Raw genomic sequence first — 23,547 nt, forward strand, 5'->3', positions numbered from 1 at the left:
CTAGGGGTGGTCGGCCGGTCGGGGCAGGGTGCCGTGCTCGAGCACCGACTCGTAGACGCGCTCGAGCACGTCGGCGAAGCCCGTCAGCTCGTCCTCGCGCAGGTCGCTGAAGAACATGTCCTTGACGAGTTCGGTGTGGCTCGGTGTCGCTTCGCGGAGCGTCCGCCAGCCCGCCTCGGTCAGAGCGACGGCCGTGGTGCGCCGGTCGTGTTCGGCCCGACGGAGCTCGAGGAACCCGCGTTCGGCCATGCGTTTGGCATGGTGGGAGGCACGGCTGCGCTCCCACCCGATGCGGGTCGCCAGGGCCGACATCGTCATCTCGCCGCCCGGCTCGCTCGTGAGCGCAACGAGGACGTCGTAGTCGGCGAGCGAGATGTCGCTGTCCGCCCGCAGTTGCCGGTTCATCTCGTACCGCAGGCGCAGCTGGAGCTTCATGTACGCGTACCAGGTGCGCACCTGCTCGGCGCTCATGTAGGCGTACGGCGACTCCGGGGGCACCTCGTGCTGCATCGACATCGCCCGTGTCCTCCTGCCGCGCGCCCGCCGTCCAGACGCCCGACCATCATCGCAGGGTGTGTGACGCTGCGCCGGGTCGGGCGTCCGCAGGTGGGTTCAGCTGGTCAGCAGCGTGTAGACCTTCGCGATCACGTCGCCCTCGACGAAGCAGATGTCCATCCCGGACACGACGGGCGGTTGCCCCTCCGGGCCGAAGTGCCAGGCGAGGTACCCCATCCCGTGGTTCTCGTAGACCGGTCCGGCCGGCGAGAACACGAACCCGGGGGCCTCGTCGAGCAGGCGCTGCGCCTTGGTGTGCAGGGCGTCGTGGCCGGTGACGACCTCGTCGGGGTCCAGGAACTCGACGTCCGGGGCGTACGTCCGCTCGATGGCGGCGCGGCGGCGGTCCGGGTCGCGTTCCCCGAACACCTCGAACAGGTTGGCGTGCATGAGCGATTCGAGCGGTTGCGACATGGTGTCTCCGTCGGTGGTCGGTGGTCGGTGGTCGGTGTTCGGTGGTCGGTGGTCGGTGTCGGTGTCGGTGTCGGGGTGCGGTGGTGGCGGTCTTCGTCAAGTGTGCGACGGGGACCGGTCGGTCCAGTCGAAGACGAGGTCCCGGTGCGCGATCGCCCACGCGCCCTCGGCCCGCACGAACCGGTCGAGGTAGCGGATGGACATCGTCAGCAGCACCCGCTCGTCCCCGTCGTGCAGCACGTGGAACGCGACGCAGTACGTCTCGCCCTCGGCGGCGTCGGGCCCCGTGAACCGGATCGTGGACTGGCCGTTGAGGTACGTCGTCACCTCGTACTGCGCGATCAGTCCGGCGAACGTCTCGGCCAGGTGCTCCCGGCCGTGGATCGTGTCGACCGGATCGTGCGAGGAGGGGTCGCCGTCGTACAGCACGACGACCCCGTCCTCGGTGAACACGGACGCCTCGAGCACCGCGTCGCGACGGTCGGCCCCGCGGGCGTAGATCGCCAGCAGGGTGCGGATCTCCTCGCGCGCGACGAGCGTCTCGAGCGTCTCCGGGGTGCCCGCGCGGGCACGCTCCTGCTCAGGCAAGGGCTGCGCGGAGCGACGCGGTGGCGAGCATCAGCGCGTGCTTCGCGGCCTCGGTGTCGTGCAGCGCGTTCACCATCACGAAGTCGTGGACGATGCCGCCGAACCGGGCGTTCGTCGCCTTGACGCCGGCTTCGCGCAGGCGTGCCGCGAAGGCCTCGCCCTCGTCGCGGAGCACGTCGGCCTCGCCGGTGATGACGAGGGTCTCGGGCAGGGTCGCGAGCACCTCGAGCGGCGCACGGAGCGGCGACACCGTGGGCAGGGCACGCACGGCCTCGTCGGTCGTGTACTGGTCCCAGTACCACTGCATGCCGGCGCGGGTGAGGAAGTATCCCTCGGCGAACTCCTCGTACGAACCGGTGTCGAACGCGGCGTTCGTCACCGGGTAGAAGGCGACGAGCTTCACGAACTCGACGTCCCCACGCTCGGCGGCGAGGAGTGCCAGGGCGATCGCCATGTTGCCGCCGACCGAGTCACCCGAGACCGCGAAGCGCGAGGCGTCGAGCCCCTTGTCGCCACCCTCCTTGACGACCCACTGGGCCGCGGCGTACGACTGCTCGAGTGCGACCGGGTGGCCGACCTCGGGCGAGCGGTCGTACTCCGGGAACACGACGGCGGCGTTCGACCCGATGGCGAGGTCGCGCACCAGGCGGTCGTGGGTGTGGGCGTCGCCGAAGACCCAGCCGGCACCGTGCACGTACAGGATCACGGGCAGGTTCGCGGTGGTGCCGGCCGGCTTGACCAGGCGGATCTTCACGGTGCCGGTGGGACCGCCCTCGATCTCCAGCCACTCCTCGTCGACCTCGGGCTTGAAGATGGGGGAGTCCTGCACGGAGTCGACCGCCTTGCGTCCCTCGGCGGGCGGCAGGTCGTTCAGGAACGGCGGGTTCGACGTAGCGTCGACGAACTCCTGGGCGGCGGGCTCCAGGGCGATGTGCTTCGGGTTTCCGGTCATGGTGGGCTCCTCGTTGGTCGCTGGTGACGGATGGTGCGTGGCGTGCTCCACGCTGACAGGAGGCCCGTCCCGGCAGCATCCGTCAGGTGACGTATCCGGCACCCAGCGTCCAGAGCCGCTCCGCGTCGCCGTGGTCCAGCGCGTACCGCGCCACCCCGCGGTCGTGGCCGGTGCCGTCGTCGAGCACCGGTGACTCCTGGTTGTCCTCGAAGTACCGCCCGGTCACGCCGGCGACCAGCGGGGAGGCGACCAGCAGTGCCGAAGTCGCCGCGCCCTGCGCCGGCGTCTTGAAGAACGGCTGCTCGATCCGGTTGCCGTCGTCGTCGAGCGCGCCCATCGCCCGGAGCGTCGCGTCGTCGAGGTGGCGCTGCAGTCGGGTCGTGATCCAGCCGGGCATCACGGCGTTCGCGGTGACGCCGTGCTCCGCCCAGCGGTCGGCGACGCCCACCGCGAGGAGCACGTCGGCCGTCTTCGACTGCGCGTAGGCGGCCCACCGGTCGTACGGACGCACCGCGAAGTGCGGGTCTTCGAAGTGGAACGGGGAGCGCAGGTGCGCGGTCGAGCTCACCGTCACCACCCGCGCGGACCCGGCCGCGAACAGGTGCTCCCGCAGGCCGAGCAGCAGGGCGAAGTGGCCGAGGTGGTTCGTCGCGAGCTGCATCTCCCAGCCCGATGCGGCGAGCTGCTTCTCGGGCAGGGCCATCACGCCGGCGTTGGCGACCACCCCGTCGACCGGGCCCTGCCACGCGTCGGTGAAGCGGCGCACGGAACCAAGGTCGCTGAGGTCGAGCGCTCGCGGCACGACCCGGCCACGAGCCTCCAGTTCGGCGAACGCCGCATCGGCGCGGGCCGTGTCGCGCACCCCGACGACGACCTCGGCTCCGGCGCCGGCGAGGGCGCGGACGGTCTCCGCGCCGATGCCGGAGGCGCCTCCGGTCACCAGGTACCTGCGGCCGTGCAGGTCCACGCCGGCGAGGACGTCGGCCGCGGTGGCGGATGCGGAGAAGGGGGTGCGGACGGGGTCAGACATCGTCGCGCTCCGTCCGTGCCGTGGCGAGCCGCTCGAGGATCCGGGCCAGCTGCTGCGGCATGTCCCCGGGCTTCCGGGCGGTGACGAACTGGCCGTCCTCGACGACCGGCTCGTCGATCCAGGTGCCGCCCGCTGCACGGACCTCGTCGGCGACCTCGTGCCAGGACGTCAGGCTGCGTCCGTCGACCAGCCCGGCGGAGGCCAGGACCTGGGGTCCGTGGCACACGGAGCCGATGAGTCGGCCCGTGGCGGCGAAGTCCCGGACGAACGACAGGGCCTCGGGGACGGTCCGGACCTCGGCCGGGGCCAGGCCGCCGGGGATGAAGACCGCGTCGTAGTGCTCGGCGGTGGCGTCCGCGACGCGCTGCAGCCCGGTCCGCAGCGACAGGCCGACGTACCCGGTGAGGGTCCCGCCGTCGGGCGTCAGGACGTCGACGTCGTAGCCGGCCTCGACGAAGCGGTAGTAGGGGTAGAAGAACTCGACGTCCTCGACGCGGTCCGCGGTGACGATCGCGATCCGGCCGACCGGGGGTCGGTCGGCGCGGATCGGGGCGCGGTTGTCGGTGACGTGGCGGTCGGTGGTGGTGGGCACGGTGGTCACTCCTTCGGCGTCGAGGCCGTTGCCTCGGCATTGTTTGACAAGCATCAAACCATTGGGATCATCCCTGATAGGTTTGATGCATGTCAAACGAAGAGTCGACGGTCGGGCACGACCCCTTCCCCCTGCCCGCCGTCGAGGACCTCGAACTGGTGCGGGTGCTCCGGGCGGCCGGTGACCCCGCGCGACTGGTGATCATCGAGCGGCTGTCGGACGGCGACCACCACCCGTGCAACCTCACCGACTACCGGCTCGACATCCACAAGACGACGCTCTCGCACCACTTCAAGGTGCTGCGCGAGTCGGGGCTGACGCGGACGCGGGTGACGGGGCGCGAGCACGCCGTGCAGCTGCGCCGGGACGCGCTCGACGCGCGCTGGCCAGGGCTGCTCGACACGCTCGTCGCGGCTGCGGTGCGGGACGACCCCGAGGCGCGGGCGGCGCCCGAGGTGTCGCCCCCGGGCTAGCGGCGAGCCGCTGCCGCCAGTGCGGCGGTCATGCCGGCCCGGTCGTGCCGGACCCCGTACGCCGGCTGGTCGCGCTCGTACCGCCAGCCCTCGCTGAGTGGCCCGACGTCGACCACGTCGAACCCGAACCGCTCGAGCAGCTCGGTGACGACGGCCTTCGCGTCCGCGTCGTCCCCGGCGACGGTCAGGGCTCGGCGCCCCGGCGTGCCCGCGGGGGACCCGTCCGTGGTGACGTCGGCGGCACCGAGGTTGTTGAACGCCTTGACGACCCGGGCGTCCGGCAGCGACCGCTGGAGCAGCTCGGAGGTGGTCGGCACCGCGCCCTGCTCGAGCTCGTCCACGGGTCCCAAGAACTCCGGGTAGTAGTTGCCGGTGTCGACGACGACCTTGCCCGCGAACGCCTCGGCCGGCAGGTCCCGGTAGCCGTTGATCGGGATCGAGACGACGACCACGTCGCCGGCCCGGGCGGCGTCGGCGACGGTGGCTGCTCCGGCACCGGGGGAGAGTTCGTCGATCAGCGACTCGAGCGTCTCGGGCCCGCGGGAGTTCGCGAGGACGACGTCGAGCCCGACGGCGATCGCGCGGCGGGCGATCTGCGCGCCGACGTTGCCGGCGCCGATGATGCCGAGGGTCTCGATGGGGGTGGTGGTCATGTGCTTCCTGTTCCTCGATCCGGATGGGTTCCGAGCAACGGTCGCTCGTCGACGCCGACGGCGGCATCCGTCACTCGACGTATCCGCGACGGGTCTCGGCAGGGCCGGTGGTGCCGAGCCGCGCGGGCCCCTACCGTGGGCACGTGCCGAGCGCGACCCGCCCCGACCAGCCGCACTGGCGCATCGCGCCGTGGCGGTTCCTCCTCTCGTCGACCCCGTGGCGGTCGGTGCTGTTCGTCGCCCTGACCGCCGCACTCGGGCTCGTCCTCGCGGCGCCGGTGGTGGCCACCTGGTTCGTCGCCCCCTTCTGGGCCGTGTTGATCGCCCGCTTCGAGCGGTGGCACCCGGTCGTGATCGGCGAGCCGCGCATCGCCGACCCCCGTGCTGTCCGCCGGAACCGCCCGGGAGGGATCCGCGAAAGACTGCGCGACCAGGTGGTCTGGCGCGAACTCGGGCACCTGGTCGTGTTCGCCGCCTTCGCCGCCGCCGGGTTCGCGCTCCTGGTGCTGACGCTGGTCGCCCTCGTGCTCGCCGTCCGCGCGTCGATCGGCGGCGCACCCCGGCCCGACGACGTCATCGGGAACGCGGTAGCCGGGCTGCACCTCGCCGCACCGGTCGTGCTGGCCGGGTCGATGGCGGTGCTCGTCGTCGCGCTCTACGGGTTCGCCGCCCTGGCGCTCGCCGAGGTGTCGATCGCCCGCACGCTGCTCTCCGGCCGGGCCGAGGTGCTCGAGCAGCGCGTCGAGGAGCTCACGTACTCCCGGCAGGCGTTGCTCGACGGGTTCGACGCCGAACGCCGGCGCATCGAACGCGACCTGCACGACGGCGCCCAGCAGCAGCTCACGGTGCTCGCGATGAACGTCGGCCTGCTCGTCGTCGAACTCGACGCGGCCCTCGCAGCGGCCGCGGAGCGGGACCGACCCGACCTCGACGCACTGCGCACCACGGCCGACCGGATCACCGACAACGTCGACGACGCCGCCCGGGCGCTGCGGGACAGCGTGCGCGGCATCCATCCCCGGGTGCTCGTCGACCACGGGTTCGGTGCCGCGGTCGACGAGCTGGCCGCGCGCTCGCCGCTGCCCGTCCGCGTCGACGTCCGCCTGCCGGAGCGGCTGCCGGCGCGGACCGAGACGGCGGCGTACTTCGTCGTGAGCGAGGCGCTCACGAACGCCGTCCGGCACGGTGCCGTCCACGCCGTGTCGGTGACCGCCGGGGCAGCGGACGGATGGTTCCGGCTCGAGGTGGTGGACGACGGGACGGGCGGTGCGGTGCCCACGCCCGGCGGTGGGCTCGACGGTCTGCGTGAACGTGCGGCGGTGCTCGGCGGGACGCTCGTGGTCGACAGCCCGGCGGGCGGCCCGACGGCGCTCCGGTTCACGGTGCCGCTGCACGCCGAGGCGGTGCCGCCACGCGACGCGGCCGTGCCCCTGCGCGCGGCCGTGCCCCTGCGCGATGCGGCCGTGCCCCCGCGCGAGCGTGACCGCACCGACTCGTGATCCAATGACGCTCGTGAAGATCTTCGTGGCCGAGGACTCCGTCCTCCTGCGTGCCGGCCTGGTCAGCCTGCTCGAACGCTTCGGGCACGCCGTCGTCGGGACGGCCGAGGACGCCGTCGGCCTGGTGTCCGGCGTGACCGCCCTCGTCGCGGCGGGGGAGGCCCCCGACCTCGTGCTCACCGACGTCCGGATGCCCCCCGACGGCACCGACGACGGGCTGCGTGCCGCGATCGCCCTGCGCCGGGAGCACGTCGGGCTGCCCGTGGTGGTGCTGTCCCAGTACGTGGCGGACGCCTCCGTGCAGGACCTGCTCGACGACGGCGACGGCGGTGTCGGCTACCTGCTGAAGGACCGCGTCGGCAAGGTGCCGACGTTCCTCCGGTCGCTCGAGACCGTGGCGGACGGTGGCGTCGTGGTCGACCCCGAGGTGGTCCGGCACCTCACCGGGGGCCGCGCCGCACCCAGCCCGCTGTCCCGCCTGACCGACCGTGAACGGACCGTGCTGACGCACATGGCCGAGGGCGCCTCGAACGCCGACATCGCCGCGGCGCTCCACCTGTCGGACGCCGCCGTCGCCAAGCACGTCGGCAACGTGTTCACGAAGCTCGACCTGACACCGGACGACGCCAACCGTCGTGTCCGTGCGGTGCTCACCTACCTGCGCGAACAGCGCTCCGAACAGCGCTGAGGAGCCGGAGATGACGACCATCGGACTGCGCCGCATGGTGCCGCGCGACCCCGACCAGCGACACCGGGCCGCGAGCCCCCTGGAGCTCCTGTTCGACCTGGTGTTCGTCGTCGCGGTCGGCTTCGCCGCGACGAACCTGCACGAGATCGAGGTCGAGGGACACGTCACCTCCGCCGTCCTCTCCTACGGGCTGGTGTTCTTCTCGATCTGGTGGGCCTGGATGAACTTCACGTGGTTCGCCACGTCGTTCGACACCGACGACTGGCTCTACCGGGTGATGACCTTCGTGCAGATGGCCGGGGTGCTCGTCCTCGCCGCCGGGGTGCACGCGGCCATGGTCGAGAACGACTTCACGATCGGCATCATCGGCTACGTCGTCATGCGGCTGGCCCTGGTCGGGCAGTGGATCCGCGCCGCCGCATCCTCCACCCGCTACCGCCGGACCGCCACCCTGCACGCCGTCGGCATCACGGTCGTGCAGCTGCTCTGGGTGCTCTCCCTGGCCCTGCCCGACGACGTCTGGGGGTACGCGGCACCGTTCCTCGTGCTCGCCGAGCTGTCCGTGCCGATCTGGGCGCAGACCTCGACGGGGACGGCCCCGTGGCACACCCGGCACCTGGCCGAGCGGTTCTCCCTGTTCACCCTCATCGTCCTGGGCGAGGGGCTGGTGGCCTCGGCCGGCGCGGTGATCGACGCCCTCTCGCACACCGAGCACCTCGGAGCCCTGCTGGCGCTCGCGGGCTGCGGGCTGGTGATCACGGTCGGCATGTGGTGGATCTACTTCTCACGCGAGCAGCACGCGCACATCCGCTCGCTGCCCACCGCGCTCGTGTTCGGCTACGGCCACTACTTCGTCTTCGCCGCCGCCGGTGCCCTGCCGGCCGGCATCGAGGTCGCGGTCAGCGCCGACGCCGGACACGTCGAGCTGTCCTCCGCCTCGGTCGCCGCGACCGTCGCGGTACCGGTCGCGGTGTTCGTGCTGTCGATCTGGGCGCTCGCGATCCGGCCGTCGCTGTCGGCACGGGCCAACGCCGTCGTGGTGGCCCTGGTGCTCGTGGTCCTCGCGTCGATCGCGGTGCCGGCGGTGTCGTTGCCGGTCACGGCGCTCGCCGTGGCGGCGGTCGTCGTGACCCTCGAGGTCGCGTCCGCACGGACCGACACCTGACGGACGACGGACGGGAGGCACAGCGCCAGCTGGCACCGTGCCTCCCGTCCGTCAGGTGGTCGCGTCGACCACCCGTCAGCGCTCGGGGTGCTCCGTCGCCGACGTGTCGGCCGACGTCGGACGCGCGTCCAGGCTCGGGTCGACCGCCGGGTCGGCCGAGACCGACGACGGCCGCACCGGGAAGTCCTCGAGCGCACCGGCCTCCACCGCCGAGGACGCGGTTCCGCGGCCGCCGCGCACCCGGTTCTTCACCGCGGCCCACGGACGGCCGAGGCCGGACCGTGCCGGACGCTCGGTCGGCGCCTCGACCTCGAGGCCGTAGTAGGCGCCGACGTGCTCGAGCAGGACCTCGCGCTCGGCCTTGTCGTAGGCGCGGCGCTCGCGCGTGAAGGCGATGATCGTCGACCAGCAGGTCAGGATCAGGACGACGCTGAACGGCAACGCGGTCGTGATCGCCGCGGTCTTCAGGGCGTTCAGTCCACCGCTGAGCAGCAGGGCGACGGCGAGCAGTGCAGCGACACCGGCGAAGAAGACCCGCAGCCAGTTCTTCGGCTCGATGTCACCGCCCGACGCGATCATCGCCATCACGAGCGAACCGGAGTCCGACGAGGTCACGAAGAACACGCCGATGAGCAGGATCGCGCCGTAGGTCAGGACCATGCCGGCGGGCAGGTCGCCGAGGACCGCGAACAGCGACCCCTCGATGTCGACCGAGCCGTCCGAGCCGATCAGGCCGCCCGAGCCGTCGGTCTGGCGGTGGATCGCGGTGCCGCCCAGGACGGCGAACCACAGCAACGTGAGCGCGGTCGGCACCAGGAGGACGCCGAACACGAACTGGCGGACGGTGCGGCCCTTGGAGATGCGGGCGATGAAGACACCGACGAAGGGCGCCCACGACATCCACCAGCCCCAGTAGAAGGTGGTCCAGGCGCCCTGCCAGGCCTCGCCCTCGGCGCCCTGCTGCGCGGTGACGTTGAACGACAGGCCGACGATGTTCTGCAGGTAGGAGCCGATCGACTGCACGAAGTCGCGGAGCAGGAACTGCGTCGGCCCGACGATGAGCACGAACAGCAGCAGTGCCGCGGCGAGCAGCAGGTTGAAGTTCGACAGGATCTTCATGCCCTTGGTCACGCCGGTGACGAGCGAAACGATCGTGACGGCGGTGATCACCGCGATGATGGCGATCTGGCTGACGATGCTGCTGTCGGCGATGCCCGCGCTCTCGAGTCCGGCGCCGATCTGGATGACCCCGAGGCCGAGCGAGGTCGCGACGCCGAACAGCGTGCCGACCAGGGCGACCACGTCGATCAGGTTGCCCCAGCCGCCGCGCACGCGGTTGCCCAGCAGCGGTTCGAGGGCCCAGCGGATCGACACCGGGCGACCCCGGCGGTGGATCGCGTACGCCAGGGCGAGGCCGAGGACGACGTAGATCGCCCACGCGTGCAGGCCCCAGTGCAGGAACGTCTGCGTGAGGGCCTGCTGCGCGAGCTCCTTCTCGTTGCCGGTGACGCCGGGGCGCGGGGAGGCGAAGTGGCTGAGGGGCTCGGAGACGCCGTAGAAGACGAGGCCGATGCCCATGCCGGCGGCGAAGAGCAGTGCGAACCACGAACCGGTCGAGAACTCGGGCTCGTCCTGGTCCTTGCCGAGCTTGATGTCACCGAAGCGGCTGAAGCCGACGAACAGCGAGAAGCCGACGAAGAACGCGGCGATCAGCACGTAGTACCAGCTGAAGTTCTTGACGATGCCGTCCTGCAGACCGAGGAACAGCGCCTCGGCGGTGGAGGGTGAGATCAGGGTGAAGGCCACGAACCCCAGCACGATGACGGCGGCGGGCCAGAACACCCACCGCCGCAACTGCGGTGTCGTGGTCACGGGTCCGGGCAGGGGAGGAGTGGTGCTTGCCATGCAGTCCATGGTGCCCGCTCGCGTTCCTGTACGTTCGCCCAGGCGTGTCGTGGCCGACGATGCGCTCCGCGCCGTCTCCGTCCCAGCGCGCCGCGTGCTCGTGGACCAGGCGGCGACTCGCGGCCGTGGACGCGCGCTTCGGCGGACGGGAGGCGCGGGGCGGGATGGCACTGTGCCTCCCGTCCATGGGGCGCACCGACCACTGCCACATGCGATTACAACGTTGACGTGCGCTTTACAGCGCTGTAAACAGGAGCCTGCGCGACGATGCGCAACGAGGGAGAGACCCGATGGTGGGAAGCAGGACCGCAACACTCCAGGCCGCGGTGAGCCGGCGGGGGTTCCTCGCGGGCGCGGCCGGTGGCATCGCACTCGGCACGATGGCGCTCGCCGGGTGCGCGACCCCGGGGCGTGCCGCCGGTGGTGCCACGACGCTCCGCTTCTACGAGCAGAAGCAGGAGGTCATCGCCTACTTCGACAAGCTGCTGCGGAAGTTCGAGGGGGAGCACGCCGGCTTGTCGGTCGTGCACGACAGCACGGCGGCCATCGCCCCGCAGTTCGTGCGCGGCGAACCGGCCGACGTCGGGTGCTTCAACGACAACCTCGAGCTCGCCCGGTACATCTCGCGCGGCGTGCTCAGCGACCTCAGCGACCTGCCGTCGGCAGCGCGGGTCCGACCGGACATCGACACCCTGACGAACCAGTACGCGAAGTTCGAGGACCGCACGAGCGTGCTGCCGTACTCGCTCGCGGCGGCCGGGGTGATCTACAACAAGCGGATCTTCGCCGAGCACGACCTGCCGGTCCCGACGACGTGGGACGAGTTCGTCGAGGTCTGCCGGACGCTGCAGAAGGCCGGCATCACGCCGATCTACGCCACCGACCGGGACACCTGGACGCTCTGGCAGGGCCTGTTCGACTACTCGGTGGGCAGCCTCGTCGACACCGGCTCGTTCTTCCGCAGGATGAAGGCCCTCGGCGCCGACGTCGGGCCGGACTCCGAGGTGTCGTTCGAGAAGGACTTCGCGGTGCCGATGGAGCGCGCGAAGACCATCTCGTCGTTCTTCAACCGCGACCACGCCACCCGGGCCTACGCCGACGGCAACCTGGCGTTCGGCAAGGGCGAGGCCGCGATGTACCTGCAGGGCCCGTGGGCGCTCGGGCAGATCGCGCTCATCGACGAGAAGTTGCCCGTCGGCACCTTCGCCCTGCCGGTGTCGAACGACCCGGCCGACCGCAAGGCTCGGGTCAACATCGACCTCGGGCTCTGGATCCCCACGGCGTCCGAGCACCCGGAGCAGGCGAAGGAGCTCGTCGAGTTCCTCATGCAGCCCGAGGTCATCGACGCCTACAACCGCGACAACCTGGCGTACTCGCCTCGCATCGACGCACCGCCGCAGCAGGACGAGCGCCTCGCCGGCCTGCAGCAGTACGTCGACGACGCGGCGTTCTACCAGGGCGCCGGCACCTTCATCCCCACGTCGATCCCGCTCGGCAACTACCTGCAGTCGGCGATCCGGAGCGGGGACTTCACCTCGATGCTGCAGCGGCTCGACTCGGACTGGCGGCGGCTCGCCGGCCGTTCCGCGACGGTCTGAGCCGGACCAGGACACAGGAGCCACCATGACCATGCAGACCCCGCTCTCCCGCGACACCGACCCGGAGACCTCCGGACCGGCGACCGACGCCGCCCGCACGCACCGACGTGTGGGCGCGCGCGGTGTCGGTTCACTCAGCCGCACCGAGGGCATGTACTACCTGTTCCTCGTGCCGGCCCTCGTGCTGTTCACGGCGTTCGTCGTCGCCCCCGCCTGCGTCGGCGTGTTCTACAGCTTCACCGACTACCTCGGGTTCGGGCAGTGGGACTTCATCGGCGTCGAGAACTACAAGGCGCTCGTCTCCGACCCGGCGATCCTGGCGTCGTACGGCTTCACGCTCGGCTTCGCGGCCGTCACCGTCGTCGTCACGCAGGTCGTCGCGCTGTCCCTGGCGATCGCCCTGGCGAAGAAGATCCGGTTCGCCGCCGGGTTGCGGTCGGTGTTCGTCATCCCGATGGTGATCTCAGGGATCATCGTCGCCTACGTGTTCAACTTCCTGTTCTCGAACACCGTGCCGGCCCTGGCCACGAGCGTCGGTTTCGGCCCGCTCGAGCAGAGCATCCTCGGCGACCCGAACCTCGCCTGGCTCGCGATCGTGATCGTGTCCGCCTGGCAGACCGTGCCCGGCGCGCTCCTCATCTACACGGCGGGTCTGACGTCCATCCCCGAGGAGCTGTACGAGGCCAGTGCGCTCGACGGCGCGACCGGCTGGAAGCAGCTCCGCTCGATCACGCTCCCGCTGCTCGGCGGCTTCATCGTCATCAACACCGTGCTCGGCGTGAAGGGCTACCTCGGCGCCTACGACGTGATCGTCGGTCTGACCAACGGCGGCCCCGGCAGCGCGACGAGCAGCGTCGCGATGACCATCTTCGGCGGCTTCACCGGCGGCGACTACGCCTACCAGATGGCGAACGCGACCGTGTTCTTCATCATCACCGTCCTCATCTCCGTGCTGCAGCTCGCGGCGACCCGCGGAAGGAACCTGCGACTCGCATGACCGCCATCGACACACGACCCCCGACCGACACCCGCGCCGTGACCACCGGCGGCGCCGGTCGTTCCGGCCGCGGCCACCGCCGACGACTGGGCGGTACGAACTGGACCCTGACCGTGGTCCTCGGCCTCGCGTCGCTGACCGTGCTCATCCCGCTGTACGTGACGCTCTCGATGGCGTTCAAGACGACCGAGCAGTCCGTCGACGGCAACGCGCTCTCGCTGCCGTTCCCGTTCAACCCGGGCTCCTTCGCCGAGGCGTGGCAGCTGACCCGGTTCCCGGTGTCCTTCTCGGTGTCCCTCGGCGTCGCGGCGCTCACCGTCGTCGCCACGCTGCTGCTCAGCTCGTTCGCCTCGTACGCGATCGTCCGGAACTGGCACAAGCGGTTCTTCCGCTACTCGTTCGTCTACCTGCTCGCGGCGATGTTCCTGCCGTTCCCGGTAGTGGCGCTGCCGCAGATCAAGCTGACCGCCGAGATCGGCCTCGACAACCCGATCGGCGTCGGGATCCTGCACGCCATGTTCCAACTGTCGTTCAGCGTGCTGCTCTACTCGGCGTACCTGCGGTCGATCCCGGTGGAGCTGGAGGAGAGCGCCCGCATCGACGGGGCATCCACGTGGCAGATCTTCTGGCGGATCATCCTGCCGCTCCTCGGCCCGATGAACGCGACGGTCGGCATCTTCGCGTTCCTGGCATCGTGGAACGACTTCATGATGCCGTCGCTCATCACGGCGGATCCGGGGTTGCAGACCCTGCCCGTGGTGCAGAACATCTTCCAGAGTCAGTTCGGCACCAACTACAACGTCGCCTTCGCCTCGTACCTGATGGCGATGGCGCCCACGATCATCGTCTACCTGTTCGCGCAGCGCTGGGTCATCAGCGGCGTGACGCAGGGCGCGGTCAAGAGCTGAGAGGCACCACGTGAGCAGCACCACCGGCACCAGCACCACCACCACCACCGGCACCACCAGCGCCGTCCTTCCCACCATCCGTCCGTTCCCCGGTTCGGACCCGGTCGCCGACCCCGCAGCCGTCGTCACCGGCGACCACTGGCGCATCACCGTGCTCGACGCCGGGGCGTTCCGCATCGAGTGGAGCGACGACGGCGGGTTCGAGGACCGGGCATCGACCTTCGCGATGCGCCGCCGCCTGCCCGTGCCGGCGTTCACCGTGGAGCGGACGGCCGCCGCCGACGGCACCGGCACCGCCGCCGGCGTCGTCGTCACCACCGACCGCGCCCGACTGCGCTACGACGGCCGCCCGTTCAGCCCGAGCGGCCTGGTCGTCGAGACCACCGGCCCGGACGCCAACCGCTGGCGCTGGGGGCAGGAGCCGCGCGACCTCGGCGGCACCGGCCGCACCCTCGACGACGTCGACGGCCGGATGCCGCTCGAACCGGGGATCCTGGCCCGCGACGGCATCACCGCGCTCGACGACAGCGAGTCGTTCCTGTTCGCCGACGACGGCTGGATCGGCACGCGGGTCCCCGGGCGCCGCGACGTCACGGTCTTCGCGTACGGCCGCGACTACGACGCCGCGCTGCGCACCTACCACGCGGTCTCCGGGCCGCCGTCGCGGATGCCGCGGTGGGCACTCGGCAACTGGTGGAGCCGGTACCACCCGTACAGCGACACCTCGTACCTCGAGCTGCTGGACCGCTTCGCCGACGAACACCTGCCGTTCTCGGTCGCCGTCATCGACATGGACTGGCACCGGGTGGACTCGGTCCCGCCGCGCTTCGGCAACGGCTGGACGGGGTACTCGTGGGAGCCGTCGCTGTTCCCGGACCCGCGGGCGTTCCTCGCCGAACTGCACCGCCGGGGGATGCGCACGACGCTGAACCTGCACCCGGCCGATGGCGTGCGGGCGTTCGAGGACGCCTACCCCGCGGTGGCGCGCGCGATGGGGGTCGACCCGGAGACCGAGCAGCCGATCCCGTTCGACCCGACGGACCGCCGGTTCCTGCAGGCGTACTTCGAACAGCTGCACCGCCCGCTCGAGGAGCAGGGCGTCGACTTCTGGTGGATCGACTGGCAGCAGGGCCGCGAGACCGGGCTGCCCGGGGTCGACCCGCTGTGGCTGCTCAACCACTTCCACCTGCTCGACTCGGCGCGACACACCGCGTCAGGCGCAGGCGCAGACGCAGACGAAGCTGCAGCCCCGGTCGACGGCATGACCTTCTCGCGCTACGCCGGCCCCGGCAGCCACCGCTACGCCGTCGGGTTCTCCGGCGATGCCGTCGTGTCGTGGGCGTCCCTGGCGTTCCAGCCCGAGTTCACCGCCACCGCCGCGAACATCGGCTACCCCTGGTGGAGCCACGACATCGGCGGCCACACCCGCGGCGTCCGCGACGACGAGCTCGCCACCCGCTGGGTGCAGTTCGGGGTGTTCTCGCCGATCATGCGTCTGCACTCGGCGAACAACCCGTTCATCCGCAAGGAGCCGTGGGTGTTCCCGGCCGAGGCGCGCGCAGCGATGGGCGAGGCGCTCCGCTTCCGCCACCGCCTGGTGCCGTACCTGCACACGATGAACCACGGCACCGCCGAGGGAACCGCGCTGGTCCGGCCGCTCTACCACCTGGAGCCGCGCCGCGACGAGGCGTACCGGGTGCCGAACACCTACGCGTTCGGCTCGGAGCTGCTCGTCGCCCCGATCGTCGCACCCCGCGACCCGGTCAGCCGGCACGGGGTCGCCCGGGCCTGGTTGCCGCCGGGCACCTGGACCGACGTCTTCACCGGCACGGTGTACGCGGGCGACCGGTTCGTCGACCTGCACCGCACGCTCGACACGGTGCCGGTCCTGCTGCGCGCCGGCGGGATCCTGCCGCTCGCCGCGGCCGACCAGCTCGACGCCACCGTCAACCCGACGGCGTTCGAGGTCCTCGTCGCCCCGGGTGCCCCGGGTGCCTTCACCATGGTCGAGGACCACGAGGGCGAGGGCAGCCGCACCGCCCGGACACGTCTCAGCTGGGACCCCGAGCACGCCGAGTTCCGGGTGCACGCCACCACCGGAGCCCTCGACGTCGTCCCCGCCCACCGCGAGTGGCGGATCACGTTCCTCGCCGCACCTGCCGACGGCCAGGAGCCGTCGGCGCGTTCGGCCGACCGGTTCTCGGTCGACTTGTCGGTCGACTCCGCGTCGGGTGGCTCAGTCACGCTGGTCGGCGCACCGGTCGTCGGTGTCGACGCGCGGGACGCCGTCCGGCGGGTCCTCGAGGGCGCGCAGGCCGGCAACCCGGAGAAGCTCGAGGCGTGGGAGGTCGTGGCGAAGGACCTGCCGCGTGCGGAGCGCATCGTCGAGCTCGGCACCGTGGGCCTGCCGAACGCCCTGCGGGACGTCGTCGTCGAGCTGCTCGGCAGCGTGCACCCGGGGGAGTCGACTCCCGCAGGCCGCTGACGGCAGGCGACGTGGGACGAGGCGGAGGGGAGGCCCGTGGCCGGGCCCGCCACGTGCCCTGGGACCGGCCACACTGCGGACTGGAGGCTCGTGGCCGGGCGCGCGCCGGGCCTCCTGTCCGTCGTCAGGCGCCCTGGTGCGCCGCCCGGTCGGACGTGCCGTCCGCGTACGGCGCGCTCTCGCCGACGAGCAGGCGGTGGCCGACCGTGACGAGCCGACCGGGCACCTCGGAGCCGTCCATCCGCTCGACCAACAGGTCGAGGGCAGTGCCGGCGAGGGCGACCGTGTCGGGTGCGACGGAGGTCAGACTCGGCACCAGGCTCGACCCGAGGCCGACCGCGTCCCAGCCGACGACCGCGACGTCACGGGGCGCGTCCAGGCCGCGCAGGCGCATCGCCCGGAGCGCCCCGAGCGCCGCCAGGTCGTCGCGGCAGAGCAGCCCGTCGACCTGCAGGCCGGCGTCGAGCGCCGCACCGAAGGCGACTTCGGCACCGGCGGCGTCGCCGACCTCGCGGGGGACCAGCAGCGCGTCGTCGAGCGGCAGGCCCGCGGCGACGAGTCCGGCGCGGTAGCCGTCCAGGCGCAGGCCGGACGTGCGCGAGGACGGCCCGGTCTCGTGCCCGAAGAACCCGATGCGGCGACAACCGAGCGCGACGAGGTGCGCGACGGCCTCGGCGGCGGCGCCGGCGTTGTCGATGACGACCTGGTCGGCGTGCGGCGGCCGGACGTCCTCGCCGAGGAACACCACGGCGGTGTCCCCGCGGATCCGGTCGATCGTCTCGGGCGTGAGCACCTGGGGGTGGATCACGACCCCGTCGACCACGCCGGCCTCACGCCCCCGCACGGCGGAGCGCTCGCCGTCCGGGTCGCCGGCGGTCTCCTCGAGCAGGAGCTGGTAGCCGCGGTCGGCGCAGACCCGCGAGAAGACGTGGGCGAGCTCCGCGAAGTAGGGGCGACGCAGGTCGGGGAACGCGAAGGCGAGCATGTTCGACCGCCCGGTCGCGAGTGACCGGCCCGACACGTTCGGCCGGTAGCCGAGCTCGTCGATGGCGGCCTGTACCCGGCTGCGCATGGGGTCGCTGACGTGCTGGTAGCCGCGGACGACGTTGGACACGGTCTTCATCGAGACACCGGCGTGCGCGGCGACGTCCTGCAGCGTGACCTTGCCCATCCGCTCACCGTAGCGGGCGGAGGGTCGGGGTCCGGCGGACCGACCGGGCCAGCGGTGTCGACGGGGCGTGCTCAGGCGCGCTCCGGCCTGCTCGTCAGGGGACGAGTCGGCGCTGCACGATCGCGCGGGCGACCTCGGAGAGTGCTTCGTGGTGCTCGAGCGCGTACCCGCGGATCACGGCGAAGGCGTCCTCGATCGAGACGCCCCGCAGGTACGACACGACACCCTTGGCCTGCTCGATCACCTCACGCGAGCCGATCGTGCGCTGCAACTGTGCGCGGACGACCTCGTGCTCGCGCAGGGACCGTTCGTGCAGGATGCCGATCGTCGCCACGTCGGCCAGGGCCCGGGCGACGCGCAGGTCCGTCTCCCCGAGGGAACCGGGGCCGACACCGAACAGGTTGAGCGTGCCGATGACGTTGCTCCCCAGCCGCAGCGGGACGGCGTGCACCGACCGGAACCCGAGCGCGAGCGCACCCGTGCGGAACATCGCCCACTCCGCCGGTGCCGACTCGATGTCCGGACACGTCACGGCCCGTCCGGTCGCGAACGAGGTCATGCAGGGGCCGGCCTCGGCGTCGAGCTGCAGGACCTCGACGAGCCGGGTGGCCTCGGACGTCGAAGCCACGACCTCGAGCTCCTGGTCGTCGTTCGCCAGCAGGATGCCCGCGGCGTCGATGCCGAGCACGTCGGCGCAGGTCTCGACCAGGGTCTGCAGGAGCTCCAGGACGTCGTACGCATCCACCAGGGTGTCGGCGAGCGATGTGAACGTCTCGAGGATCTGTGCTTCTCTGCCTGCCGTCGTCACTGGACCTCCTCGATCAGGTCGCCTCGTTTCTCGAACCGGACCGTGCCGTCCAGGATCTGCTCCGCCACCCGCCGCATCGTCCTCCGACGGGCGAACGCGTGGCCCTGCAGCAGCAGGTAGGCGTCCTCGGGGCTGATGTCGAGCTGCGCGAGCACGACCCCGGTGGCCTGGTGCACCACGCGACGCGACGAGGGACTCCGGTCGAGCAGGGCGTCGTCCTCGTCCGCGATCGAGCGGAGGGCTCTGCGGAGGACCCGGCGGCTGACGGCCGAGGCGAGGGTCATGGCCTGCCGCACCGTGTCGTCCTCGATCGTGGCGGGCCGCGGCACGTACACGTCGACCGCGCCGAGCGGGAACGGGCCGAACGCGACCGGGAACGCGAAGACCGCACCGACCGGTTCGCTCCGGACAGCCTCGTTGAAGGCGGGCCACGCGGCGTTCGGATGACGGACGACGTCGGTCTCCAGGACCGGGGCGTCCTTCGCCAGGGCGGCCCAGCACGGGCCCTCGGACAGGTCGAACTGGATCTCGTCGACGCGGACGGCGACCTGGTCCGTCGCCGAGACGGTCTCGCTGGGGCAGAGTTCACCGAACGTCGAGATCGCGACGCCGCCCATCGGCAGCGCGAGCGCGATCGGCCGACTGAGTTCGTCGTCGGCGATGTCCGCCGACCGGAGCGCACGGAGTGCACGCTCGAATGCGTCATCCATGGTCGCCTTCCCTGCCGTGATCCGATCCTACGCGCTGTCCCGTTCCGGACGATCCGGACGGCGCAGGCGCGCTGGACGGCGGTCCTGCGCGCCAGGCCGGCAGTTCGACCGGCGGGTACGACCCCTGCTCGTCCTGCACCCGGAGCATCGCGTCCAGGGCGACCAGGCTCACGCCGGACGTCTCGCGCACGACCGCCCGCACCGCGTTGCCGAGCAGGAACGCCATCAGGTCCTCGCTCCCGCCGTCGGGCCGGTAGTCGCGCCACGGGCCGGACCCCGCTCGCTGCAGGGCCCCGGTGAGCACGGCCTTCGGGTCGTCGACGTCGACCTCGCAATCGAGCACCAGGCGGAAGCGCCGCTGGTTCCGGTCCGACAGGCTCGGTGCGCCGTCCTCGTCCTCCTCCGGAACGAAGGAGCGCAACGCCGACGAGGGAGCGATCCCGTAGGCCGCACGGAAGGCCGCGGCCATCCGGCCCGCGTTGCTGAACTGCCAGCGCTCGGCGATCTCGGCGATGGTCTGCCGGTCCGGTGCGCCGGAAGCCGCCTGCAGATCACGCCGCACCCCCTCGAGCCGGACCGCCCGGAGGAACGTCCCCGGGGTCTGCCCGATCTCGGCCTGGAACCGTTTCTGCAGGCTCCGCGGCGACAACTGCACGGCCGCAGCGACGTCCGCGACCGTGATGTGGGTCGCCGCGTGCTCGTGGACGAACCGGAGGGCGTCACGTACCGCACGGGAGAGCCGGGGCGGGACGTCCTGGGTCGCACTGCTCCCGTCGGTCATGAGCCGACCGTACGGGAACCGTCGATGGTGCGCTCCCAGGGCCCGATCGAGGCCGAGCGAGGCCGAGCATGATCAGCCCTGTACGGCCCGAAGTCAACCCCTGACATTGCGGGAAGTGTCCTGTCGATACTGAAACTGTCTCGTGTGCCGCTGTTCTGGCGGTGCGCCACATCGAACCGACAGGGAGGCGCGATGGGACACCGACAGGGCTCCACGACCACGACCAGGATGACCGATGCCGTCGTCTGGCAGCAGGTCGTCCACACCGACCGGATCCGGGCGCTCGCCGCCACGGACCCGACCGACATCCGGGTGCAGCCGGTCGACTCCGGGTGCTGGCGCGTCGTCGACGCAGCTGCCGCCTGGGGTGACCCGGACATGCTCCTCGGGTTCATCGAGCGCACGGTCGACGGCTTCGACTGCACGCTCATGGCGGCGCTGCACGAGCACGACCGACGGGCCACCCTGCAGGACGCCCGCGCCTGGTTCGAGCACCACTGCGGACAGCACCTCGACGAGGCACCGTGCTGACCGCGGTCCACGGGACCGACACGGCCCGGACCGTCACCGCGCGGATCGACGCTCACCGACGTCGCACCGAACGCTCCGGTACCGACCGGGCCTTCGCGGCACGCGTGCTCGCCCAGGCCGGGCACGGCCGGGACGTGCGCTTCGACCTCGAGGACGACGCCTTCCGGCTGCCGTTCCGGTTCCGCTACCGGACCCGACGGGACGGCTGTGTGAGCCTCGTCACGGTGTCGGCGACCTCCGGTTTCTCCGGGGTCTTCCAACCCAACGACCGCATCGTCGTCGGGTGGTCGAGCACCGGCGGTGTCCGCGTCGCCGTCGACGGCGGGGTCGTCCTCGAGACCAGGCCCGGCACGCCCGTCCTGATGCCGACGTCCGGGGAGTTCTCGGTGCGTGCCCCGAAGGGCACGCTGCAGCTCGTGAGCATCGACCGGTCGCTCCTCGACCAGGTGGGCTCGTCGCTGGGAGCAGCAGCGCCGGGACTGCCGACCCGGGGAGCCGAGCCCGCCATCGCGGCGCTCGAACACCTGCGCCGGTGCGTCGAGCAGGTGGCCGTCACCGCGACGCGCGACGGGTTCACCTCGGGTGCCCGGACCGGTGCGCAGGTCGCGCTGGTCGAGGCCGTGCTCCGAGCCTTCGGGGTGCTGACGCCCGCGGTGCTCCGCCGTGCGGTGATGCCGTCGACGGTCGAACTCGCCGAGGCCTACCTCGAGGGCCATTGCGACCGGCCCTTGTGCCTCACCGACATCTGCGACGCCGTGGGTGTGAGCCCGCGGACCCTGCAGACGTCCTTCATGCGGGAGCACGGCGTCTCGCCGATGACGTTCCTGCTGCGGATGCGGCTCGACCGGGTGCACGCGGTCCTCGAGTCCAGCAGCCGGCACGAGACCAGCGTGAGCGAGGCCGCGATGGCCTGGGGCTTCCGGCACCTCGGGCGGTTCTCGGGGACGTACTTCCGTCGGTTCAGGGAGTACCCCGGGCAGACGTTGCGTGCATCGTCCGGGTCGTGCGCAGACGGTCCGGAGCGCCACGCGGGCTGAACCGGTGTGTCCGCGACGTGTTCCGGACACCACGGTGAACACGCAAGTTCGGCCCCTAGGGTCGCCACAAGCGCACTCGCGTGAACTCCCTCGAACCGGTTGAAGGACCGATCCGTACCGGAAGGCGGTCCACATGACCACCACTCCGCTCGCTCAGGGTTACACCCGCACTCGTCCCGCTACGGGTGCCCGCAAGGGCACCTCGACCTACTCCGCGCTGCTGGCGCAGGTGAAGGAGAACGGCCTGCTCCGCCGTCGTACCGGTTTCTACTGGGCACTGTTCGGCGCACTCGTCGGCAGTCTTGCCCTCACCTGGGTCGCGTTCGCGTTCCTCGGTGACTCGTGGTTCCAGCTGATCGTGGCCGGCGCGCTGGGCGTGCTGTTCACGCAGTTCGCGTTCCTGTCACACGAGGCCGCGCACCGTCAGGTGTTCGAGTCCCAGAAGTGGAACGACCGCGCGGGCCGCTGGCTCGGCACGTTCCTCGTGGGGCTCAGCTACTCGTGGTGGATGAACAAGCACACGCGCCACCACGGCAACCCGAACACCGTCGGCAAGGACCCCGACATCGCGCCCGACGGCATCCGGTTCCTGCCGGAGGACGCCGCGGCCGTCAAGGGCGGCGCGATGAAGACCTTCATGCGCTTCCAGGGGTGGCTGTTCTTCCCCCTCCTGACGCTCGAGGGCCTGAACCTGCACCGCTACGCGGTGATGTCGATCGTCACCGGCAACGGCACCAAGGCCGACAAGAAGCACCGCCTCATCGAGGGTGCCCTGCTCGTGGCGCGTTTCGCGATCTACCTGACCGTCGTGTTCTGGTTCCTGCCGTTCGGGATGGCGTGTGCGTTCCTCGGGGTGCAGCTCGCCGTGTTCGGCGTGATGATGGGCGCCTCGTTCGCCCCGAACCACAAGGGCATGCCGACCATCGCGCACGACGCGAAGGTCGACTTCTTCTCCCGCCAGGTGCGCACCTCGCGCAACATCCGTGGCGGCTGGTGGGTGTCGTTCCTGATGGGCGGCCTGAACTACCAGGTCGAGCACCACCTGTTCCCGTCGATGCCGCGCCCGGCACTGAAGCAGGCCCGCCTGCTCGTCCGTGACCACTGCGACACCCTCGACGTGCCCTACACCGAGACCACGCTGCTGCGGTCCTACGGCATCGTCGTCCGGTACCTCAATCGCGTCGGCCTCGCCGCCCGCGACCCCTTCGCGTGCCCGATGGTCGCGCAGCTGCGCATCCACTGACACCGTGCTGACCGCCATGCCGACGGGCACCGTCAAGTGGTTCGACCACAGCAAGGGGTACGGCTTCATCCACCCCGACGACGGGTCCCAGGACCTGTTCGCGCACTTCTCCAGCATCGTCGCGGCGACCGGCTCCCGGCCGCTCGCCCAGGACGACCACGTGCAGTACGAGATCGGGCCGGGCAAGAAGGGTCCGCAGGCGGACAACATCTCGATCATCCGCTGATCGGCACCACCACGAGCGACGCCCCGACCGGTCCGGTCGGGGCGTCGCTCGTTGCGCGCATGGCCGCGGCAGCCCGAGTCTCGGCCCCGCGGACAGGTTGCGGGTCCCGGTACCCGCAACCTGTCCGCGGGGCCGAGTCCCGGCAGGGGGCCGCCGGCCCGGCGCGCGGACACGACGGACGGGAGGCCCGGTGCCAGCTGGCACCGGGCCTCCCGTCCGTCCGTGCGCCCGTTCTTTCCCATCGCGCGCGCGTTCTTTCCCATCGCGCGCGCGTTGGTTCGCAAGAACGGGCGTACCTGGTCGAAACAACCCACCAGGTAGGCCCGGTTCCACCAGGTACGCCCGGTTCCACCAGGTACGCCCGGTTCCACCAGGTACGCCCGGTTCCGCTCGGCGCACGACGCACGACGCACGACGCAAGTCGGCCCGGGCCGCGCTGCTGCGTGGTCCGGGCCGACTGTGGTGGTGCGGGGTGTTACTTGATCTGGGCGGTGATGGTGGCGGTGCCGACGAGGAGGCCGCGCTTGACGGCGTCGGT

General features: G+C 71.4%; 24 protein-coding genes. 12 read left to right on the forward strand and 12 right to left on the reverse strand.

Features of this window, described 5'->3' with window-relative positions:
• The 6 genes from DEJ30_RS05180 to DEJ30_RS05205 form a co-directional block, all read right to left on the reverse strand.
• Complete coding sequence (locus DEJ30_RS05180) at positions 1 to 516, reverse strand: MarR family winged helix-turn-helix transcriptional regulator (RefSeq protein ID WP_110859340.1); 516 nt, start codon at positions 514 to 516, stop codon at positions 1 to 3.
• A gap of 96 nt (positions 517 to 612) precedes the next feature.
• Entirely contained in the window at positions 613 to 969 is a 357-nt protein-coding gene (locus tag DEJ30_RS05185; RefSeq protein ID WP_258369825.1) for a nuclear transport factor 2 family protein, read from the reverse strand.
• Between the two features lie 96 nt (positions 970 to 1,065).
• Entirely contained in the window at positions 1,066 to 1,557 is a 492-nt protein-coding gene (locus DEJ30_RS05190; protein WP_110859341.1) for a nuclear transport factor 2 family protein, read from the reverse strand.
• Entirely contained in the window at positions 1,550 to 2,509 is a 960-nt protein-coding gene (locus DEJ30_RS05195) for an alpha/beta hydrolase (RefSeq protein WP_110859342.1), read from the reverse strand. Before DEJ30_RS05195 ends, DEJ30_RS05190 begins: the two co-directional genes overlap by 8 nt.
• A gap of 82 nt (positions 2,510 to 2,591) precedes the next feature.
• A complete protein-coding gene (locus DEJ30_RS05200; protein WP_110859343.1) occupies positions 2,592 to 3,539 on the reverse strand; it encodes an SDR family NAD(P)-dependent oxidoreductase in 948 nt (315 codons plus the stop codon).
• Entirely contained in the window at positions 3,532 to 4,131 is a 600-nt protein-coding gene (locus DEJ30_RS05205; RefSeq protein ID WP_181420011.1) for a type 1 glutamine amidotransferase domain-containing protein, read from the reverse strand. Before DEJ30_RS05205 ends, DEJ30_RS05200 begins: the two co-directional genes overlap by 8 nt.
• A gap of 89 nt (positions 4,132 to 4,220) precedes the next feature.
• On the opposite strand from DEJ30_RS05205, the gene DEJ30_RS05210 reads away from it, so the two are divergent.
• Positions 4,221 to 4,604 carry a helix-turn-helix transcriptional regulator gene (locus DEJ30_RS05210; RefSeq protein WP_110859345.1) on the forward strand — a complete coding sequence of 128 codons (384 nt, stop codon included), beginning with the start codon at positions 4,221 to 4,223 and terminating at the stop codon, positions 4,602 to 4,604.
• On the opposite strand, the gene DEJ30_RS05215 is transcribed toward DEJ30_RS05210, so the two are convergent.
• Positions 4,601 to 5,359 (reverse strand): NADPH-dependent F420 reductase, encoded by a 759-nt coding sequence (locus DEJ30_RS05215; protein WP_375231869.1) that lies wholly within the window; start codon positions 5,357 to 5,359, stop codon positions 4,601 to 4,603. The two genes, DEJ30_RS05210 and DEJ30_RS05215, sit on opposite strands and share 4 nt — an antisense overlap.
• 41 nt (positions 5,360 to 5,400) lie before the next feature.
• Between DEJ30_RS05215 and DEJ30_RS05220 the strand changes: the two genes are divergently transcribed.
• The 3 genes from DEJ30_RS05220 to DEJ30_RS05230 are packed head-to-tail and all read left to right on the forward strand — an operon-like array spanning position 5,401 to position 8,609.
• Positions 5,401 to 6,756, forward strand: coding sequence for a sensor domain-containing protein (locus DEJ30_RS05220; protein ID WP_181420012.1), 1,356 nt, complete (start codon positions 5,401 to 5,403; stop codon positions 6,754 to 6,756).
• A 4-nt stretch (positions 6,757 to 6,760) separates the two neighbouring features.
• The gene (locus tag DEJ30_RS05225; protein WP_375231867.1) at positions 6,761 to 7,444 is read left to right on the forward strand and encodes a LuxR C-terminal-related transcriptional regulator; all 684 of its coding nucleotides are present in this window, start codon (positions 6,761 to 6,763) and stop codon (positions 7,442 to 7,444) included.
• Positions 7,445 to 7,454: 10 nt separating this feature from the next.
• Entirely contained in the window at positions 7,455 to 8,609 is a 1,155-nt protein-coding gene (locus DEJ30_RS05230; protein WP_110859349.1) for a low temperature requirement protein A, read from the forward strand.
• A gap of 75 nt (positions 8,610 to 8,684) precedes the next feature.
• Here DEJ30_RS05230 and DEJ30_RS05235 read toward each other — a convergent pair whose 3' ends face one another.
• On the reverse strand, positions 8,685 to 10,514 hold the full coding sequence (locus DEJ30_RS05235) for a BCCT family transporter (protein ID WP_258369827.1): 1,830 nt from the start codon (positions 10,512 to 10,514) through the stop codon (positions 8,685 to 8,687).
• A 290-nt stretch (positions 10,515 to 10,804) separates the two neighbouring features.
• On the opposite strand from DEJ30_RS05235, the gene DEJ30_RS05240 reads away from it, so the two are divergent.
• The 4 genes from DEJ30_RS05240 to DEJ30_RS05255 are packed head-to-tail and all read left to right on the forward strand — an operon-like array spanning position 10,805 to position 16,502.
• A complete protein-coding gene (locus tag DEJ30_RS05240) occupies positions 10,805 to 12,112 on the forward strand; it encodes an ABC transporter substrate-binding protein (protein WP_258369828.1) in 1,308 nt (435 codons plus the stop codon).
• A 25-nt stretch (positions 12,113 to 12,137) separates the two neighbouring features.
• On the forward strand, positions 12,138 to 13,109 hold the full coding sequence (locus DEJ30_RS05245) for a carbohydrate ABC transporter permease (RefSeq protein WP_110859352.1): 972 nt from the start codon (positions 12,138 to 12,140) through the stop codon (positions 13,107 to 13,109).
• A complete protein-coding gene (locus tag DEJ30_RS05250; RefSeq protein WP_110859353.1) occupies positions 13,106 to 14,017 on the forward strand; it encodes a carbohydrate ABC transporter permease in 912 nt (303 codons plus the stop codon). The genes DEJ30_RS05245 and DEJ30_RS05250 overlap by 4 nt, the downstream gene beginning before the upstream one ends.
• Before the next feature lie 10 nt (positions 14,018 to 14,027).
• Positions 14,028 to 16,502, forward strand: coding sequence for a TIM-barrel domain-containing protein (locus DEJ30_RS05255; protein WP_110859354.1), 2,475 nt, complete (start codon positions 14,028 to 14,030; stop codon positions 16,500 to 16,502).
• A gap of 124 nt (positions 16,503 to 16,626) precedes the next feature.
• Here DEJ30_RS05255 and DEJ30_RS05260 read toward each other — a convergent pair whose 3' ends face one another.
• The 4 genes from DEJ30_RS05260 to DEJ30_RS05275 all read right to left on the reverse strand — a co-directional run bounded on the left by DEJ30_RS05260 (position 16,627) and on the right by DEJ30_RS05275 (position 19,972).
• Positions 16,627 to 17,673, reverse strand: a complete 1,047-nt coding sequence (locus tag DEJ30_RS05260) for a LacI family DNA-binding transcriptional regulator (RefSeq protein WP_110859355.1) — start codon at positions 17,671 to 17,673, stop codon at positions 16,627 to 16,629.
• A 94-nt stretch (positions 17,674 to 17,767) separates the two neighbouring features.
• Complete coding sequence (locus tag DEJ30_RS05265) at positions 17,768 to 18,481, reverse strand: GAF and ANTAR domain-containing protein (RefSeq protein WP_110859356.1); 714 nt, start codon at positions 18,479 to 18,481, stop codon at positions 17,768 to 17,770.
• The gene (locus tag DEJ30_RS05270) at positions 18,478 to 19,191 is read right to left on the reverse strand and encodes a GAF and ANTAR domain-containing protein (RefSeq protein WP_110859357.1); all 714 of its coding nucleotides are present in this window, start codon (positions 19,189 to 19,191) and stop codon (positions 18,478 to 18,480) included. Before DEJ30_RS05270 ends, DEJ30_RS05265 begins: the two co-directional genes overlap by 4 nt.
• A complete protein-coding gene (locus tag DEJ30_RS05275; RefSeq protein ID WP_110859358.1) occupies positions 19,184 to 19,972 on the reverse strand; it encodes a helix-turn-helix transcriptional regulator in 789 nt (262 codons plus the stop codon). The genes DEJ30_RS05270 and DEJ30_RS05275 overlap by 8 nt, the downstream gene beginning before the upstream one ends.
• A 192-nt stretch (positions 19,973 to 20,164) precedes the next feature.
• On the opposite strand from DEJ30_RS05275, the gene DEJ30_RS05280 reads away from it, so the two are divergent.
• The 4 genes from DEJ30_RS05280 to DEJ30_RS05295 all read left to right on the forward strand — a co-directional run bounded on the left by DEJ30_RS05280 (position 20,165) and on the right by DEJ30_RS05295 (position 23,009).
• Entirely contained in the window at positions 20,165 to 20,503 is a 339-nt protein-coding gene (locus tag DEJ30_RS05280; RefSeq protein ID WP_146238504.1) for a hypothetical protein, read from the forward strand.
• Complete coding sequence (locus tag DEJ30_RS05285) at positions 20,497 to 21,540, forward strand: helix-turn-helix domain-containing protein (RefSeq protein WP_110859360.1); 1,044 nt, start codon at positions 20,497 to 20,499, stop codon at positions 21,538 to 21,540. The genes DEJ30_RS05280 and DEJ30_RS05285 overlap by 7 nt, the downstream gene beginning before the upstream one ends.
• Positions 21,541 to 21,673: 133 nt before the next feature.
• Positions 21,674 to 22,783, forward strand: coding sequence for an acyl-CoA desaturase (locus DEJ30_RS05290; RefSeq protein ID WP_110859361.1), 1,110 nt, complete (start codon positions 21,674 to 21,676; stop codon positions 22,781 to 22,783).
• Between the two features lie 4 nt (positions 22,784 to 22,787).
• Positions 22,788 to 23,009, forward strand: coding sequence for a cold-shock protein (locus DEJ30_RS05295; RefSeq protein ID WP_309146757.1), 222 nt, complete (start codon positions 22,788 to 22,790; stop codon positions 23,007 to 23,009).
• Positions 23,010 to 23,547: the final 538 nt, after the last annotated feature.

The sequence above is a fragment of the Curtobacterium sp. MCPF17_003 genome (assembly GCF_003224385.1).
In the GTDB taxonomy this organism is placed as follows: Bacteria; Actinomycetota; Actinomycetes; order Actinomycetales; family Microbacteriaceae; genus Curtobacterium; species Curtobacterium flaccumfaciens.